This window comes from Micromonospora sp. CNZ322, assembly GCF_007827755.1.
Genome location: NZ_VITD01000005.1, coordinates 202,444 through 218,502, shown reverse-complemented (window position 1 = coordinate 218,502; position 16,059 = coordinate 202,444). Strand labels below are relative to the sequence as shown.

Below are 16,059 nucleotides of genomic sequence, written 5' to 3'. Positions count from 1 at the left end.
CAAATCTCTGTCGACTGTCGACACCCGCCCGAAGAGCCCGTCTCCGGTGCCGGGCGTCGGTCGGCCTGGCGTGGCCGGCCGGGGTGGTGACGGTGGTCACCGAGTCGGCACCGACACGCCCGAGAACGACATGTGGGGTGTGACAACGGCTGCGTCCCTATATATGGTGTCGAGCGCAGCTGGTTCGGCCGCTCATCCGGGGTGGTCGAGGCAACAGGGAACCCGGTGGAAATCCGGGACTGTCCCGCAGCGGTGAGTGGGAACGACCGCCGTCAACAGCACTGGGCCACCAATCGGCCTGGGAAGCGACGGCCAGTAGGAGACCGGCGACACCGGTCGTGCCCGCGAGTCCGAAGACCTGCCAGCGCGCCGCGTACCCGTACCCGGGTGGGCGGCGGTCCGAGGCCGCGTGGGACGGCTGACGCCCCCTGACCCACGCCGGGCTGGCGTGGCGTCCGTTGGTGTCTGTCCCCTCGCGTCCGGGCCACCAGGTCTCGAACTCCGAGGAGCGAGTGGTGACAGTCACCGAGGTAGTCCCGACCAGCGGCGACGCGACAGTGCGGCGGACGCCGATGCAGGTCCGCAAGCGCGACGGCGGCACCGAACCCGTGGACGTGAACAAGATCGTCCGAGCGGTTGAACGGTGGGCCGACGACCTGACCGACGTCGACCCGATGCGGGTGGCCACCCGTACCATCAGCGGCCTCTACGACGGCGCGACCACTGCCGAACTGGACCGGCTGTCCATCCAGACCGCGGCCGAGATGATCGGTGAGGAGCCGCAGTACTCGCGCCTCGCCGCGCGGCTGCTGGCCGGTTACGTCGACAAGGAGGTGCGTCGACAGGGCATCACCTCGTTCAGCGCGGCGATCCGGGTCGGCCACGCCGAGGGCCTGATCGGTGACGACACCGCCGCGTTCGTCGCCGCGCACGCCGCGACCCTCGACCACGCCATCGACCCGGACGGCGACCGCCGGTTCGAGTACTTCGGCCTGCGCACCGTGTACGACCGCTACCTGCTGCGCCACCCCACCAGCCGACTGGTGCTGGAGACCCCCCAGTACTGGCTGCTGCGGGTGGCCTGCGGTCTGTCCCGGACGGCCGACGAGGCGGTCGACTTCTACCGGCTGATGTCCAGCCTGGCCTACCTGCCCAGCTCACCGACCTTGTTCAACTCCGGCACCCGGCACACCCAGATGTCCTCCTGCTACCTGGTCGACTCCCCGCTCGACGAGCTGGACTCGATCTACCAGCGGTACGCCCAGGTCGCCAACCTGTCCAAGTTCGCCGGTGGCATCGGCATCGCGTACTCCCGGGTCCGCTCCCGGGGCGCGCTGATCCGGGGCACGAACGGGCAGTCCAACGGGATCGTGCCGTGGCTGCGCACGCTGGACGCGAGCGTCGCCGCGGTGAACCAGGGTGGCCGGCGCAAGGGCGCGGCCTGCGTCTATCTGGAGCCGTGGCACCCGGACATCGAGGAGTTCCTGCAACTGCGGGACAACACCGGCGAGGACGCCCGACGTACCCACAACCTCAACCTGGCCAACTGGATCCCGGACGAGTTCATGCGCCGGGTCGAGGCCGACGAGCTGTGGTCGCTGTTCGACCCGCACGAGGTGCCCGAGCTGCCCGACCTGTGGGGGGAGCGGTTCGACGCCGCGTACCGGGAGGCCGAGGCGCACTGTCGCTACGTACGACAGGTCCCGGCACGGGAGCTGTACGGGAAGATGATGCGGACCCTCGCCCAGACCGGCAACGGCTGGATGACCTTCAAGGACGCCGCCAACCGGCTCTGCAACCAGACCGCCGAGCCCGGCAACGTGGTGCATCTGTCGAACCTCTGCACCGAGATCGTCGAGGTGTCCAGTGACACCGAGACCGCCGTGTGCAACCTCGGCTCGGTGAACCTCGCCGCCCATCTCACCGACGGCGGCATCGACTGGGAGCGACTACGCGCCACGGTGCGGACCGCGGTGACCTTCCTCGACCGGGTCATCGACATCAACTACTACCCGACCGCGCAGGCGGCGGCGAGCAACCCCCGCTGGCGGCCGGTCGGACTCGGGCTGATGGGCCTCCAGGACGTCTTCTTCGCGCTGCGGCTGCCGTTCGACTCGCCGGCCGCGCGGGAGCTGTCCACCCTGATCAGCGAGGAGCTGTACCTGACCGCACTGGAGACCTCCGCCGACCTGGCGCGCGACTTCGGCGCGCATCCGGCGTATCCGCAGACCCGGGCCGCGCGGGGCCAGCTCCAGCCCGACCTGTGGGGTGTCGAGGGTACGCAGACCGCGCGGTGGGACGCGCTGCGCGAGCGGGTCGAGGCGTACGGGCTGCGCAACTCGCTGCTCGTGGCGGTCGCGCCGACAGCGACCATCGCCTCGATCGCCGGGTGCTACGAGTGCATCGAGCCGCAGGTGTCCAACCTGTTCAAGCGCGAGACTCTGTCGGGGGAGTTCCTCCAGGTCAACACCGCTCTGGTACGCGAGCTGAAGGCCCGCGGTCTGTGGACCGAGCGGATCCGTTCGGCGATCAAGCGGGCGGAGGGTTCGGTGCAGGACATCGCCGAGCTGCCGGCCGGCGTACGGGAGCTGTTCCGCACCGCGTGGGAGCTGCCGCAGCGGGCGCTGATCGACCTGGCCGCCGCCCGCGCCCCGTTCATCGACCAGTCCCAGTCGCTGAACCTGTTCCTGGCCGCGCCGACCATCGGCAAGCTCTCCTCGATGTACCTGTACGCCTGGAAGGTCGGGCTGAAGACCACCTACTACCTGCGCTCGCGCCCCGCGACGCGGATCCAGCAGGCCACCGTCAGCGCTGTCGCGCCCGCCGTCGCGGTTGACGCGGAGGCGCTGGCCTGCTCGCTGGAGAACCCCGAGTCGTGCGAGGCCTGCCAGTGACTCCCGCCGACAGCGCCACCACCGACGCCACCACCGCCGACACGAGGACCACGCACATGCTGCTCGACCCCGGGATGGACCTGACTCTCCGCCCGATGCGCTACCCGCACTTCTTCGACCGGTTCCGCGACGCGATCCGCAACACCTGGACGGTCGAGGAGGTCGACCTGCACGCCGACCTCGCCGACCTGGACAAGCTGTCGCCGGCCGAACGGCACCTGGTCAGCCGCCTGGTGGCGTTCTTCGCCACCGGTGACACGATCGTCGCCAACAACCTGGTGCTCAACCTCTACCAGCACGTCAACAGCCCGGAGGGTCGCCTCTACCTGTCCCGTCAGCTGTTCGAGGAGGCCGTGCACGTCCAGTTCTATCTCAACCTGCTCGACACGTACGTGCCCGACGAGACGGAGCGCTTCGAGGCCTTCGCCGCCATCGAGAACATCCCCTCGATCCGTCGCAAGGCCGAGTTCTGCTTCCGATGGATCGACTCCCTGAACGACCTGCGGGAGCTGCGGTCCCGCGAGGACCGGCGGACGTTCCTGCTCAACCTGATCTGCTTCGCCGCCTGCATCGAGGGGTTGTTCTTCTACGGCGCGTTCGCGTACGTCTACTTCCTGCGCTCCCGCGGCCTGCTGCACGGCCTCGCCTCGGGCACCAACTGGGTGTTCCGCGACGAGTCCATGCACATGGCGTTCGCGTTCGACGTCGTCGACACCGTCCGTGCCGAGGAACCGGACCTGTTCGACGACGACCTCGCCGACCAGGTTCGCCGGATGCTCACCGAGGCGGTCGAGTGTGAGGTGCAGTTCGCCGAGGACCTGTTGGGCCATGGTGTGCCCGGTCTGACGTTGGCCGACATGCGGGAGTACCTCCAGCACGTCGCCGACCGCCGCCTCGCCCAGCTCGGCATCGCCCCGCACTACGGGTCGAGCAACCCGTTCGGCTTCATGGAGTTGCAGGACGTCCAGGAGCTGTCCAACTTCTTCGAGCGGCGGGTGTCGGCGTACCAGGTCGGGGTGACCGGCACTGTCGCCTTCGACGACGATTTCTAGGCGGCAACCGATCCGGGGGCCTGGCGTCGCTTGGTGAGCCACCGCATCACGTGCAGTGGGTGCGACGCCGGGTCCGGGATCGGGTGGAAGACGTGTTCGACAGCGCCGTCGGCGACGATCAGCGTCAGCCGCTCGTAGAGCGTCATGTCGCTGGCGGTGCGGGTCGGCAACCGCAGCGCGTCGGCCAGGGTCAGCCTCGGGTCGGGGATCAGCGGGTAGGGCAACCGCAGTCGGTGCGCGAGTTCTCGCTGGTACCCGGTCGACTGCGCGGACAGGCCGTACACCCGGGCGGCGCCGGCCGCGCGGAGCTCGGCGTGGTGGTCGCGGAACCAGGCGGCCTGCTCGGTGCTGCCGCGCGCGCCATGGATCTCCAGCAGCCCGTTGGGCAGGTCGACGCCCGGTCGTCCGGTCAGCGGGTAGACGAAGATGACGCTGCGGCCGGGGCCGAGCGCGCCGAGATCGACCGGGCGGCCGTCGGTGCCGTAGAAGGACAGCGGTGGCAATCTGACGCCGACCAGCGCGATGGGGTCGGCGCCTTCGGCGGGACTGCCGGGTACGACCTGGGTCGCGGCGGCGTCCAGGCGCGCGTCCAGCGCGTCCCGCTGGGCGGTCAACTTGCCGATCCGCTCCTGGAGGTTGGTGATGGTGCTGCGGTACGTGGCCACCGCCGCCGCGCACACGTCGGTGTCGTCGGAACCATCGGCGATCGACTCGACGAACGGGCGGGTCTCCTCGACGGTGAGGCCGAGCGCCATCAGCTCCCGGATCTGCGCCACCAGGCGCACCGCGATCGGGTCGTACTCGCGGTAGCCGTTGCCCAGCCGCCGGGGTACGACCAGCCCGGCCGACTCGTAGTACCGCAGTGCCCGGACCGTAGTTCCGGTCCGGCGTGCCAACTCACCCACCCGCATCCCGCGACCCTAAACCCGCACCCCGGGGTACGGGTCAACGTGTCCATCGTCGCGGTGTCAGGGCCGCCGTTTCCTGCCAGTCTGGCTGCGAACAGGCAGCTTGAGCAGGGAGTGTGTGATGACGGCAATCAGTCGGGTGCGTGCTCGGCAGATCCTCGACAGCAGGGGCAATCCGACAGTGGAGGCCGACGTGGTCCTCGCCGACGGGTCGACCGGCCGGGCGGCGGTTCCGTCCGGCGCGTCGACGGGGGCGAACGAGGCGGTCGAGCTGCGTGACGGGGACCGGACGCGTTTTCACGGCAAGGGCGTCAGCACGGCCGTCGCCGCGGTCAACGGCGAGATCGCCGACGCGGTGCTCGGGCTCGACGCGGAGGACCAGGCCCTGATCGACGAGACGATGATCGCTCTCGACGGTTCCAAGGACAAGGGTCGACTGGGCGCCAACGCGATCCTGGCGGTGTCCCTGGCGACTGCGAAGGCGGCGGCGTTGGCCCACCGGCAGCCGCTGTACCGCTACGTCGGTGGCGTCGGCGCCCGCCTGCTGCCGGTGCCGATGATGAACATCATCAACGGTGGCGCGCACGCCGACAATCCGCTCGACTTCCAGGAGTTCATGATCGCCCCGGTCGGAGCGCAGACCTTCGCCGAGGCGGTCCGGATGGGCGCGGAGGTCTTCCACACCCTCAGGGCGTCCCTGGCCGCCGCCGGGCACAACACCAACGTCGGTGACGAGGGCGGCTTCGCGCCGAACGTCACGGACGCCGACGAGGCGCTGCGGTTCGTGCTGCGCGCCATCGAGGACTCCGGTTACCAGCCCGGCGTCGACGTGCGGATCTGCCTCGACCCGGCCAGCTCGGAGTTCTTCCGCGCGGGCGTCTACGACTACGTCGGCGAGGGACGCCGGCGCACCGTCGAGGAGCACATCGACTACCTGCTCGACCTGGTCTCCCGGTACCCGATCAGCTCGATCGAGGACCCGATGGCCGAGGACGACATCACCGGCTGGAAGCGGCTGACCGCGGTGGCGGGGGAGCGCGTGCAGCTGGTCGGCGACGACGTCTTCTGCACCGACGTCGACCGGCTGCGCGACGGGATCGACGGCGGCTACGCCAACGCGATCCTGGTCAAGGTCAACCAGATCGGCACCCTCACCGAGACCCTGGCGACGGTGGACGCCGCGCACAAGGCGGGGTACCGGGTGGTGATGTCGCACCGATCCGGGGAGACCGAGGACACCACCATCGCCGACCTGGCTGTGGGCGTCGGCTGCGGTCAGATCAAGACCGGCTCGCTGTCGCGCTCCGACCGCACGGCCAAGTACAACCAGCTCATCCGCATCGAGGAGGAGCTGGGCGAGCGCGCCCGCTACGCCGGAGGCCGCTGAGGGGTCTGCCTCGGTCCGGTGACGAGGTTCAGGTCGGTGAGGAGCTTCTCCACCCGGTCCCGGATCTCGTCGCGGATCGGGCGCACGGCGTCGACGCCCCTGCCGGCCGGGTCGTCGAGCTTCCAGTCCTCGTAGCGCTTACGTGCGGTACGGGGCACGCGTCGAGGCGATCAGCCGGCTCGGCCTCGACCGGCTGCGTACCGCCGGACGCGACACCGCACCGTTCCTGCTCCGCCTCGCCGACGGCGACGAGCTGGTCGCCCGCGCCGTCATCGACGCCTCCGGCACCTGGAACACGCCGAACGTCCTCGGCGCGTCCGGTCTGCGCGCGCGAGGGGAGGCCGACGCGGCGGCGTACCTGGAGCACGCGCTGCCGGACGTCCTCGGCGCCGACCGGGGTCGGTTCGTCGGACGGCACACCCTGGTGGTCGGCGCCGGTCACTCGGCCGCGAACACCCTGCTGTCCCTGGCGGAGCTGGCCGCCGTCGAGCCCGGCACCGAGGTGACCTGGGCCATCCGGGCCGCCGCGCCGACGCGTACCTACGGCGGCGGGGACGCCGACGCCCTCCCGGCGCGGGGCGCGCTCGGCGTACGGCTGCGTGCGCACGTCGACGCCGGACGGATCCGGCTGCTCACCGGCTTCTCCGTGCAGACGCTCACCCCGACGGGCGGCCGGGTGAGTGTGGCCCTACGGCACGGCGACGGCAGGGTCGAGTCGATCACCGTCGACCGTGTGGTCGCGGCCACGGGCTTCCGCCCCGACCACAGCATCGCCGCCGAGCTGCGGCTGGACCTCGACCCGGTGCTGGGTGCCACCCGTGCCCTGGCACCGCTGATCGACCCCAACGAGCACTCCTGCGGCACCGTGCCGCCGCACGGCGTGGACGTACTCGCCCACCCGGAGCAGGGCTACTACGCCGTCGGCATGAAGTCCTACGGCCGGGCACCAACGTTCCTCATGGCCACCGGCTACGAGCAGGTCCGCTCCGTGGTCGCCGCGCTGGCCGGTGACTGGGCCGCCGCCCGCGACGTCCAGCTCGACCTGCCCGAAACCGGTGTGTGCAGCAGTGACTCCGCCGTCTCGGCGGGCGGCGACGACTGCTGTGGGCCGCAACCGACAGGGCGCGGACTGTCGACCGGCATCTCCGGAGGGCTGCTGTCCGCACCGATCAGCCTCATCGCCCTCGACGCCGCGCCCGCAGGAGGTTGTTGCGCCAGCTGATCACCGGTTACGACGGTGCTCCTGGAGGTTGCACCGTGATGAGCGGTATACCTGTGGGTCATATTTATGAGCCAGAGGTATACCGCTCGGCAGAGCGAGACGCCGGGCAGCCCGCGCAGTCGGACGGTTCCCCCGAAGTGAGACTCCCTCCCGCCGGCGGCGCGGCCGGGCGGACCACCGCCAAGGCAGGCACCGTCACCGTCGGCTGGCACAGGCGACACACGTACGCGCGGACGGGCGGGCGACGAGTCGCTCGGCGGGAATCGGCCGGGCGCACCGTTCGCACACGCCGTAGCTGCCGTCGTCGACCCGTCGCAGCGCGACGTCCAGCTCGGCCAGGCGTCGGCGGGTGGCGTCCAGGACGGCGGTGAGCTGCGCGCGTTCGAAGGCGATCGTGCTGCCCTCGGGGTCGTGCTCGTCATCGGCGTTGGACGACCGGGACGCCTCGAAAAGACTCCGAAGGTCGCCGTCCAGGGCGGTGGCCTGGATTTCGGTCTGCTCGCGCAGCCGCAGCAACTCCTCGCGCACGGCGCTGGAATCCCTGTTCATGGCCGTTCCACAGTACCTGGGGGATGACCGTGGTCACATCACTGGCATTCCGAGACGACCGGTCATATCGTGGTGTCTCTCAGTCAGCCGGAACCCCGGGCGAGAGGAGTGCCACGAGATGCCACGAACGAAGTCGCCGGCCTCCGCCGGGACCCGGCAACGATTGTCCGACGCCGCGTTGGATCTGTTCCACCTGCGGGGCTACAACGGGACGAGCGTCCAGGACATCGTCGCTGCGGCCGGGGCGCCCAAGGGCACCTTTTACAACCACTTCGCCAGCAAGGAGGACCTCGCCCTCGACTCGGTGGCGAGATACTCCGCGGCGATGGGGCTCGAGATGCTCGACGAGAAGCGGGGCGGCACCCCGCTTGAGCGGATCACCGCTCATCTGAGGTACATCACCGGCCTCGGCGACACCATGGGTGACCGCGGATGCCTGCTCGGCAACTTCGCCACCGAGATCCCAGCGCACAGCGATCTCCTGCGCAACGCCGTCGACGCCGGCTTCGGCCGCTGGGTCGCCGCGCTCGCCACGGCGATCGAGCAGGCGCGGGCTGCTGGTGAACTGCACGGCGACGAACCCGCCACTGATCTCGCCGGCTTCGTCGTCTCCAGCTACGAGGGCGCGGCAGCGCGGGCGAAGGCATCCGGTGACCCGGCCGCCCTCCGGGAGTTCTTCACGATCACCACGGCCCGGATCCTCACCTGATCCGCGTCTGGTCCCCTCGGTAACAGTCCGCGTCGTTCCTTTCGACCCGGCCCGTACCCAATCCAAGACGACCGGTCGTACGCCCGCGACCGGGAAGCAGCACCTGCAATGAGGAGTGAGACATGAGCACGTACCTGATCAATCATTTGCGTATCCCGGGCGGAGTGCCGACCGAGGAGTCCCTGCGTTACCTGGAGCAGGTGCAGGCCACCACCGAGGCGTACGGCGCCAGGTGGCTCGTCCTGGATGCCCAGGTGCAGGTCCTCGAGGGCAGCTGGCCCGGTTCGGTCGTGCTCATCGAGTTCCCGGACGCGGAGACCGCCATGACCTGGTACAACTCGCCCGAGTACCAGGCGATCCTGGCGCTGCGCGTCGATCACACCATCAACGACCTGGTCCTGGTGGACTCCGTCGGCCCGGACTTCACTGTGGCCGGCTACGCGCGTCAGATCCGCACCCTGCTCGGCCAGTGACCAGCGCCCGCTGACCTGCCGTACCGCGATCCCCGCGCACGCCGCGCCGTGCGCGGGGATCGGCTACATGAAGTTGCGGGTGTGCAGGGCGGAGAGCGCCGCCGCCTCGTCGGGCCGGAAACCCAGGCGGACGAGGCGGCGCTGACGGCCCTGATCCATCGCGTGTTGCAGAGCCTGCACCCGGTCGAAGCCGGCGGACACGTCGTCCGGATGCCAACCACCCGCCGCGAGCAGCACCAGCGCGTCGAAGACGTCCGCGTTGAGCCCCGCCGTGTCGACCAGCGCGTCGTGGCGGCGGTGGATGGCCGCCCGCAGCCGGTCCCGCAGCAGCGGATCCAGCCGCGCCTGATGCTCCAGGTGTGCCATGCCGAACACCACGTGCCGGCGCTCGTCCTGCATGGCGAGCCAGCAGATCCTGCGGGTGACCGGGTCCGGGGCGTTCTCGTGCAGGAACGAGAGCAGGTCGACGAAGCTGCCCTCGCCGAGCACGGAGAGCAGGAACGACGCCAACGCGAAGTCCGACTCCGCGACGAGGGTGAACAGCGACTGCCGACCGCCCGCGGATGACGTGCCCATCTCGGCGCCCCGTAGCAGCGCCCGCCGGCTGAAGACCTCCATGTGCCGGGCCTCGTCGGCCATCTGCACGGCGAGAAGCTGCACCACCTCCCGAAAGTGCGGATGGATGCGCCCCACGAAGCGGGCCGGCACGACGAGGGCGGCCTGCTCGTTCTCGACCAGGTAGGTCATCACCTGCACCACCGCTGCCTCGACGTCGGCCGGCAGCGCGAACGGGTCGTTCCACGGCACCGCGGTCTGCGGGTCCCACTGTCGGGCGGCAGCCTGCGCGTACAGGTGGGGGACGATGTCGGCCCAGACCAGGTCGCGGTCGTCCAGGTCGAACCGGGCCTCCGGACCACCGGCTTCGAGCAGCGCGCCCCGGGCGCCGAGCCCCCACCTTGCGGGTGGACGACTGCTGAGCGCCGACGGCAGGGCCGGCCCGGCCCGCTCCGCGCCGAACCAGCGGTCGTCATCCGCCGACCCCCGGACCACCACCGCCACCAGCTCGTTCGCCTCGCCCCGATCCGGCCATTCGACCCGATGGCCCCGGCCACGACACCAGGCGGGCAGGTGGACGCGCAGCGCCGGGTCGCGTCCGGAGACCGCCAACCGGCCGCCGGGCGGCAACCCGGCCAGGGCGCGCTGCACGAGCAGGTGCGCGCCCCGGCCGAAACCCAGGTCACCCAGGTCGACAGCGGCACCCGGTGTCGCGCTCACGGCCGGTAGTCCGTGGCCGTCACCCGCCCGTCGGGGGAGTAGAAGCCGCTGGTGTCGACCGCATCGGCGAGGGCGTCATACCCCGTGGTGCGGCCCTCCCGCCAGGCCGTCAGCCCCTCCAGGTCGAGCAGCGGACGCACCTGCGGATCGGCGTACGACATGCCGAGCAGCAGCGTGCCGAAGAGCCGGACCCCGTCGGACTCCGGCGCGCGGACCGTCATGTTGCAGTGGTCGTAGCGTGGGGTCTGCGCCACGATCCGGGTGCTCTCGGGCGGTAACGTGCCCTCCTGGACGAACGCCAGGTGGTTGGCGTCGATCATGCAGGCGGCGTCGACCTCCCCGCCCACCAGGGCGCGGGCCGCGTCGCGCTCGCCGCCGATGTGGTCGCCGTGCAGGCCGACACCCACGTCGAAGCGGCGTACGTCGACAGTGACCCCGGCCGCCGCGAGGTGGTCCAGCGGAATCAGCGTCGCCTGTGGACTGTCGACCGCCCCGACGGCGACCACCCGTCCGGTGAGGTCCGCGATCTGGTGCACCGGTGAGTCCGCGCGAACCACCACGACCGAGGTGAGGTCCTGGTCGGTGTCGCGCATGGTGAGCGCGCGTACGGCCGTGCCGTTGGCTGCCGCCAGCCGCTCGGCCCGTACCCAGGCCAGGGGAGAGTTCCAGGCCGCGTCGAGCCGCCCGGCGAGGAGGTCCTCGACCTGTCGCTCGTAGTGGGAGTAGAGGACGAAGTCGAAATCCAGGCCCCGCCCGCGCAGCCAGGTGCGGAAGCCCTCCCAGATGGTCACCACCTTTGGGTCGTACGCGACCGCGCCCATGAGTACGGTTGGCGCGGGCATCAGCGGTTGGCCTCGTCCAGCAGCGGCAGCCCGGTGGCGAGCCGACCGACGAAGTCGTGCAGCGCGTCGGTGGTCGGCGCCATCACCCGGGCCGCGCGGGCGTCCCGGAAACGGCGCTCAAGGCCCAGCTCCTTGCGGAAGGCGCTGCCGCCGCAGAGCTGCATCGCGCCATCGGTCACGTCGGCGACGGTCTCGCCGGCGAGCGCCTTGACCTGGAGCACCCGCAGCATCGCGTCGTCACGGCCGGTCTCCAGTGCGGTGAGCGTGTCGCCCAGGAAGGCGCGCAGCGCGTCGGTGCGGATCATCAGCCGGGCGAGGTCGCGTCGGGTGACGGGCGCGTCGCGCAGGGCGGCGCCGGTGTGCGTGAGCGTGGTCCGGGTGAGATGTCGGCCGGCCTCGGCCACCGCGCTGTCGGCGAGACCGAGGCAGAAGGCGGCGTTGAGCACCAGGAACCAGGGCAGGACCGCACCGAGCGCGGTGTCGAGCCCGGCCCCGTCGGCCGCCATCCTCGCCGTCGCCGGCACCCGGAGTCCGTCGGCGGTCATCGGCCGGGAGCCGTTGCCCCGCAGGCCCAGCCCGTCGAAGTCGCCAGTCACGCTCAGGCCGGCGCTGTCGGCCGGCACCAGCCACAGCGTCATCGGGCCGGCGTCGCGGGTCAGCGGAAGGCTCGACCAGACGTAGCTGTTGGCCTCGCCGGCCGAGGTGACCCAGCTCTTACGGGCGTCCAGGCGGACGGTGTCGTCGTCGGCGGCTGTCGCGGTGCCGGTCGGCGACCAGAAGTGGCTGCGCGAGCCGTACTCGGAGAACGCCAACGTGGTGAGGTGATCGCCGGTGGCGATGGCCGCGCGGACGTCGTGCGGGCCGTGCGCCTCGATGACGGCGGTCGCCGCGTAGTGCATGAGCACCACCATCGCGGTGGACCCGCACTCGGCGGCCAGCCGCTCGATCACCTCGGCGACCGTCCGGATGCCGTGGCCGGCGCCGCCGACCTCGGTCGAGGAGGCCAGGCCGAGCAGGCCGGCTGCGGCGAGAGCGTCGACACCCGGACGGGGGAAGGCCCCATCCCGGTCGACGATCGGCGCCTGTGGGCGGATCACGTCGTCGATCACCGTGCCGAGCGTGTCCGCGGGATTGGTGGCGGTCTGGGCATTGTCGACAGTGGTCGTCATGCTCGGAACCCCTCAAGGCAGGCCGATGGGACCGCCGTCGACACTATCCGAACCCGAACCCGAACCCGAAGACGCAGCGCGAGCGTCGGATCACCGTCTGGCGCGGGCGTTGTCCCGGTGGGGTCGGCCGTGCCCGTCGTCCCGGTCGATGCGCAGCTCGCGCTCCAACTCGGTGATGACCGCCCGCAGGTCGTCCAGCCGTTGGGTGAGCGCGATCCGGTCCACCTCGTCCGGTACGCCGTCGCCGTCCTCGTCGTACCCGGGAGCCAGGCGCTCGGTCATCTCCAACCGGCGGGCCTCCTCCATGGAGTTCACGATGACCGCGATGAGGATGTTGAGCAGCAGGTTGACGGTGATGACCACGTAGCTGACGTAGTAGAGCAGCGTCCATGGTGAGATCGCCATGCCCTGCTCGATGAGGTCCGGCAGCGTCTCCAGCGACAACAGCACGAACAACGTCAGCAGCGATCGGCCGATGTCGCCGTACTCCTCCGGATACCTGTTGCCGAAGATCAGCCAGCCGGCCATGCCGTACACGTAGAGCGTCACCACGGCCAGGGCGAGGAACCCGGTGACGCCCGGCAGGCTGCGCCACAGCGCGGAGACGATGGTCCGCAGACCCGGTGAGAACCGGACCAGGCGGACCATGCGGGCGACCCGGACGACCCGCAGCAGCGCCGGGTCGCCGTGCAGGCCCGGGATGAAGATCGCCGCGATCACCACGAAGTCGAAGACGTTCCAGCCGTGCCGGAAGAAGTCCTGTGGGCGCCTGCCGTAGGCGGCCAGCCGGACGGCGATCTCGACGACGAAGACGGCCCGGAAGAACAGCTCCAGCGCGTGCAGCGCGGTGCCCGCCGGGCTCAGATCGTCGTACGTCTCCAGGCCGAGAACGATGCCGTTGGCGAGGATGACCACGACGATGGCGACCTCGAAGGGCCGCGACCGGGCGAGCCGGTCGCAACGGTCGGTCCAACCCGAGCGGTGCGGCGGCGGTGTGGACGGACCACCCCGCTGGGCGGGCGCGGGTGCGTCACTCACCAGGCGGCCGGCTCGATGGGGCGCGCCGGGGCCGGGGCCCACCTCCGGCCGTCGTCGTGGCGGTGCGGCTGGTGTGCGGGCATGCCCACCAGCCTAGCCAAGATCAACGACGCTGCGCGACCACGCCGTCCGTGCAGCGTGACTCGTTCGCTGCGCGTCGGTGCCATCCGTGCGGCGACGACACAAATCGCGAACGACGTTTGCGGTTTACAGTAAATCAGTGAGTGACACAGCCCCGAGCGGCCCCGAGCGGCAGCCGATCTGGAGCAGGCCCGAGCGCGGCAGCCGCGGCCCCGCTCCGGCGCACAGCCGCGACGCCATCGTCGTGGCCGCCATCACCCTGGCCGACACCGAAGGGCTGGCCGCGGTGTCGATGCGCGCCGTGGCCGCCGCGCTCGGCACCGGCGCCGGTTCCCTCTACCGCTACCTGTCGTCCCGCGACGACCTGCTGGACCTGATGACCGACCGGGCCGTGGGGGAGCTGCGCCCGTACCCGCAGGTGGAGGGCGACTGGTTGGAGACGATGGTGCTGCTGGGGCGCCGGCAGTTGGCGGTGTTCGGTGCCCACCCGTGGCTGCTCGACGTGATCCACCGGCCGTCCGGCATCGGCCCGCAGAGCCTGGCCTGGTTCGACAACTGCATCCGGATCCTGGAACCCGTGCGCTGCCCCGTCGCTGCCAAGTTCGAGACCATCGCGATGATGACCGGCGTGGTGAGCCTCTTCGCCCGCCGCGAGTCCGCCGCCGGGGCGTTCAGCTTCGCCGGAGTGGACCTTGCGGCATACCCGCACCTGGTCGCGGCGTTCAGTCAACCCTCCGGACCGGCACCCCGGGCGGACCTCGTCGAACGGACCCTGCGCAGTCTGCTGACCGGCCTGCTGCTCGGGGAGTCGACCGAGGCGGGCTGACCGCCTCCGGCGTACCGGTGGAGTCTGCCGTTCTTCGAACGCCGTTTCGTTGGCGGCGGAAGCGGGACGCGGGAGCGCCCGCGCCCGGGGTCACGTCGCGGTGGTGAGATATCGGCGGTAACCGAGAGCGGACTGCGCGAACCCGATGGACGCGTAGAACCGGTGGGCGTCGACACGCGCGGCGTTCGACACCAGTTGGACCTTGTAGCAACCGGCCGCCGTCGCCTCGTCGAGCGCCGCCAGCATGAGGGCCCGGGCGACTCCACGACGGCGCCAGCCGGGCGCGACCACAACGTTCTCCACCACCATGTACGGTCGCGCGCCATGGGTGAGGTTGGGGGCGACGAGGGTGTCCAGGGTGCCCACGAAGGTGTCCCCGGCGACGGCCAGCAGGAGGCGGCGGCCGGCTTGGGCGTGCAGGTCGCGCCAGGCGGTGGCGAGCCGAGCGGTGTCCGGCCGTGCGTCGTCGGGAGCGAGTTGCCACAGCACGTCGAAGACCAGCTCGGGGTCGTCCTGCGCCACGGCGGCGCGGACGACGAAGTCGCCGCCGCTCACCGGGCCGACGCCGCAGTGTCCAGGTCGGACCGCATAGCGTGCCGACATGGTGACCCGACGGGCCGGGAGAGCTGCTCATCGACGTGCCTCACCATGGCGTCGAGGATACGTGTGCGGCTTCAGCGCTTGGCGGGCGACGGCGACCGGGGCCCCGCCGCCCGCTTCGGCGATGAACCCGGTCAGGCCCGCGCAGCCCGGATGGCGTCGCGCAGCGGGGTGCTCGGCCGGCCGAGCAATCGGCTGAGGTCGTCGCTGTCGGTTGCCAGCTCGCCATTGGCGATCGAGTGGTCGAGCGCGGCGACGAAGCCGGCGGTGCCCGCGTCCAGGCCGACGTTCTCCAGGGCCGAGGCCAGCTCGGCGGCGGACATGTCCTGGTGGACGACGGTGGTGCCGGTCACCTCGGTGACGGCCTCGGCCAGCTCGTCGAAGGTGAACGCGGTGCCGCCCAGTTCATAGACGGCGTTGCCGTCCTCCTCCCGGGTCAGCGCGGCCACGGCCGCCCCCGCGTAGTCGGCCCGGGTCGCCGCGGAGATCTTGCTGCCGCCGGTGGCGCCGAGGATCGTGCCGGACCCCAGGTACTGCGGGAGCTGGTCGGTGTAGTTCTCGGTGTACCAGCTGTTGCGCAGCACGGTGTAGGTCAGACCGGACGCGGCGAGGACCTCCTCGGTGGCCTTGTGCTCCGGGGCGAGCGGGTTCGCGGTGGTGTCGGCCCTCAGGATGCTGGTGTAGACGAGACGCTCCACCCCGGCGAGCTTGGCGGCGTCGATGACCGCGGTGTGCTGCGCGACGCGCTGACCGGGAGTGTCGCCGGAGATGAGCAGCAGGCGGTGTACGCCGGCCACGGCGCCGGGCAGCGTCGACGGGTCGTCGTAGCTGGCCTTACGGATCTCGACTCCGCGTGCGGCCAGGTCGGCGGCCTTCTCCGGGCTGCGGACGATGGCGGCGATCTCGGCGGCGGGTACGCCGCTGTCGAGCAACTGCTCGATCACCAGGCGGCCCAGCCGGCCGGTGGCGCCGGTGACGGCATAGGTGGGCATGGGAACCTCCGGAGGGTGGGAACGAATCAGTAAGCACTTACG

The 16,059-nt window shown here is 70.9% G+C and carries 15 protein-coding genes, 1 pseudogene and 1 riboswitch; of the genes and pseudogenes, 7 read left to right on the top strand and 9 right to left on the bottom strand.

Annotated elements, in window-relative coordinates; translation table 11 throughout:
* Nucleotides 1–163: 163 nt before the first annotated feature.
* Nucleotides 164–380: riboswitch (cobalamin riboswitch) on the top strand.
* A gap of 192 nt (nucleotides 381–572) precedes the next feature.
* Together FB453_RS14975 and FB453_RS14970 are read left to right on the top strand one after the other, a co-directional pair.
* Nucleotides 573–2,894: a ribonucleoside-diphosphate reductase subunit alpha gene (locus tag FB453_RS14975; protein ID WP_486480292.1), complete on the top strand. Its 2,322-nt coding sequence runs from the start codon at nucleotides 573–575 to the stop codon at nucleotides 2,892–2,894.
* Between the two features lie 56 nt (nucleotides 2,895–2,950).
* Complete coding sequence (locus FB453_RS14970) at nucleotides 2,951–3,946, top strand: ribonucleotide-diphosphate reductase subunit beta (protein ID WP_112602787.1); 996 nt, start codon at nucleotides 2,951–2,953, stop codon at nucleotides 3,944–3,946.
* Here the strand turns inward: FB453_RS14970 and FB453_RS14965 are convergent.
* Nucleotides 3,943–4,857 (bottom strand): MerR family transcriptional regulator, encoded by a 915-nt coding sequence (locus FB453_RS14965; RefSeq protein ID WP_145790716.1) that lies wholly within the window; start codon nucleotides 4,855–4,857, stop codon nucleotides 3,943–3,945. The genes FB453_RS14970 and FB453_RS14965 overlap by 4 nt on opposite strands.
* Nucleotides 4,858–4,975: 118 nt before the next feature.
* Here FB453_RS14965 and eno point away from each other — a divergent pair, with 118 nt between their 5' ends.
* Nucleotides 4,976–6,241, top strand: a complete 1,266-nt coding sequence (gene eno / locus FB453_RS14960; protein ID WP_145790713.1) for a phosphopyruvate hydratase — start codon at nucleotides 4,976–4,978, stop codon at nucleotides 6,239–6,241.
* Here eno and FB453_RS14955 read toward each other — a convergent pair.
* The gene (locus tag FB453_RS14955; protein WP_186718282.1) at nucleotides 6,223–6,399 is read right to left on the bottom strand and encodes a hypothetical protein; all 177 of its coding nucleotides are present in this window, start codon (nucleotides 6,397–6,399) and stop codon (nucleotides 6,223–6,225) included. The two genes, eno and FB453_RS14955, sit on opposite strands and share 19 nt — an antisense overlap.
* Here FB453_RS14955 and FB453_RS14950 point away from each other — a divergent pair.
* A pseudogene (locus tag FB453_RS14950) lies at nucleotides 6,381–7,463 on the top strand (FAD-dependent oxidoreductase); the annotation flags it as partial. The gene FB453_RS14955 and the pseudogene FB453_RS14950 overlap by 19 nt on opposite strands.
* A gap of 195 nt (nucleotides 7,464–7,658) precedes the next feature.
* Here FB453_RS14950 and FB453_RS14945 read toward each other — a convergent pair.
* Nucleotides 7,659–8,012 (bottom strand): TraR/DksA family transcriptional regulator, encoded by a 354-nt coding sequence (locus FB453_RS14945; RefSeq protein WP_091406793.1) that lies wholly within the window; start codon nucleotides 8,010–8,012, stop codon nucleotides 7,659–7,661.
* Between the two features lie 118 nt (nucleotides 8,013–8,130).
* On the opposite strand from FB453_RS14945, the gene FB453_RS14940 reads away from it, so the two are divergent.
* Nucleotides 8,131–8,721 carry a TetR/AcrR family transcriptional regulator gene (locus FB453_RS14940; RefSeq protein ID WP_186718280.1) on the top strand — a complete coding sequence of 197 codons (591 nt, stop codon included), beginning with the start codon at nucleotides 8,131–8,133 and terminating at the stop codon, nucleotides 8,719–8,721.
* A gap of 122 nt (nucleotides 8,722–8,843) precedes the next feature.
* On the top strand, nucleotides 8,844–9,194 hold the full coding sequence (locus FB453_RS14935; protein WP_112697721.1) for a DUF1330 domain-containing protein: 351 nt from the start codon (nucleotides 8,844–8,846) through the stop codon (nucleotides 9,192–9,194).
* A 63-nt stretch (nucleotides 9,195–9,257) separates the two neighbouring features.
* On the opposite strand, the gene FB453_RS14930 is transcribed toward FB453_RS14935, so the two are convergent.
* From FB453_RS14930 to FB453_RS14915, 4 genes are all read right to left on the bottom strand, one after another.
* A complete protein-coding gene (locus tag FB453_RS14930) occupies nucleotides 9,258–10,469 on the bottom strand; it encodes a ferritin-like domain-containing protein (RefSeq protein WP_145790707.1) in 1,212 nt (403 codons plus the stop codon).
* The gene (locus tag FB453_RS14925) at nucleotides 10,466–11,311 is read right to left on the bottom strand and encodes a PhnD/SsuA/transferrin family substrate-binding protein (RefSeq protein WP_145790704.1); all 846 of its coding nucleotides are present in this window, start codon (nucleotides 11,309–11,311) and stop codon (nucleotides 10,466–10,468) included. The genes FB453_RS14930 and FB453_RS14925 overlap by 4 nt, the downstream gene beginning before the upstream one ends.
* On the bottom strand, nucleotides 11,311–12,480 hold the full coding sequence (locus FB453_RS14920) for an acyl-CoA dehydrogenase family protein (protein WP_145790702.1): 1,170 nt from the start codon (nucleotides 12,478–12,480) through the stop codon (nucleotides 11,311–11,313). The genes FB453_RS14925 and FB453_RS14920 overlap by 1 nt, the downstream gene beginning before the upstream one ends.
* A 90-nt stretch (nucleotides 12,481–12,570) precedes the next feature.
* Nucleotides 12,571–13,518 (bottom strand): ion transporter, encoded by a 948-nt coding sequence (locus tag FB453_RS14915; protein WP_112602543.1) that lies wholly within the window; start codon nucleotides 13,516–13,518, stop codon nucleotides 12,571–12,573.
* Between the two features lie 220 nt (nucleotides 13,519–13,738).
* On the opposite strand from FB453_RS14915, the gene FB453_RS14910 reads away from it, so the two are divergent.
* Nucleotides 13,739–14,425: a helix-turn-helix domain-containing protein gene (locus FB453_RS14910; RefSeq protein ID WP_145790700.1), complete on the top strand. Its 687-nt coding sequence runs from the start codon at nucleotides 13,739–13,741 to the stop codon at nucleotides 14,423–14,425.
* A gap of 90 nt (nucleotides 14,426–14,515) precedes the next feature.
* Here FB453_RS14910 and FB453_RS14905 read toward each other — a convergent pair whose 3' ends face one another.
* Complete coding sequence (locus FB453_RS14905; protein ID WP_222431352.1) at nucleotides 14,516–14,980, bottom strand: GNAT family N-acetyltransferase; 465 nt, start codon at nucleotides 14,978–14,980, stop codon at nucleotides 14,516–14,518.
* Nucleotides 14,981–15,159: 179 nt separating this feature from the next.
* A complete protein-coding gene (locus FB453_RS14900) occupies nucleotides 15,160–16,017 on the bottom strand; it encodes an SDR family oxidoreductase (RefSeq protein WP_145790696.1) in 858 nt (285 codons plus the stop codon).
* Nucleotides 16,018–16,059 lie beyond the last annotated feature (42 nt).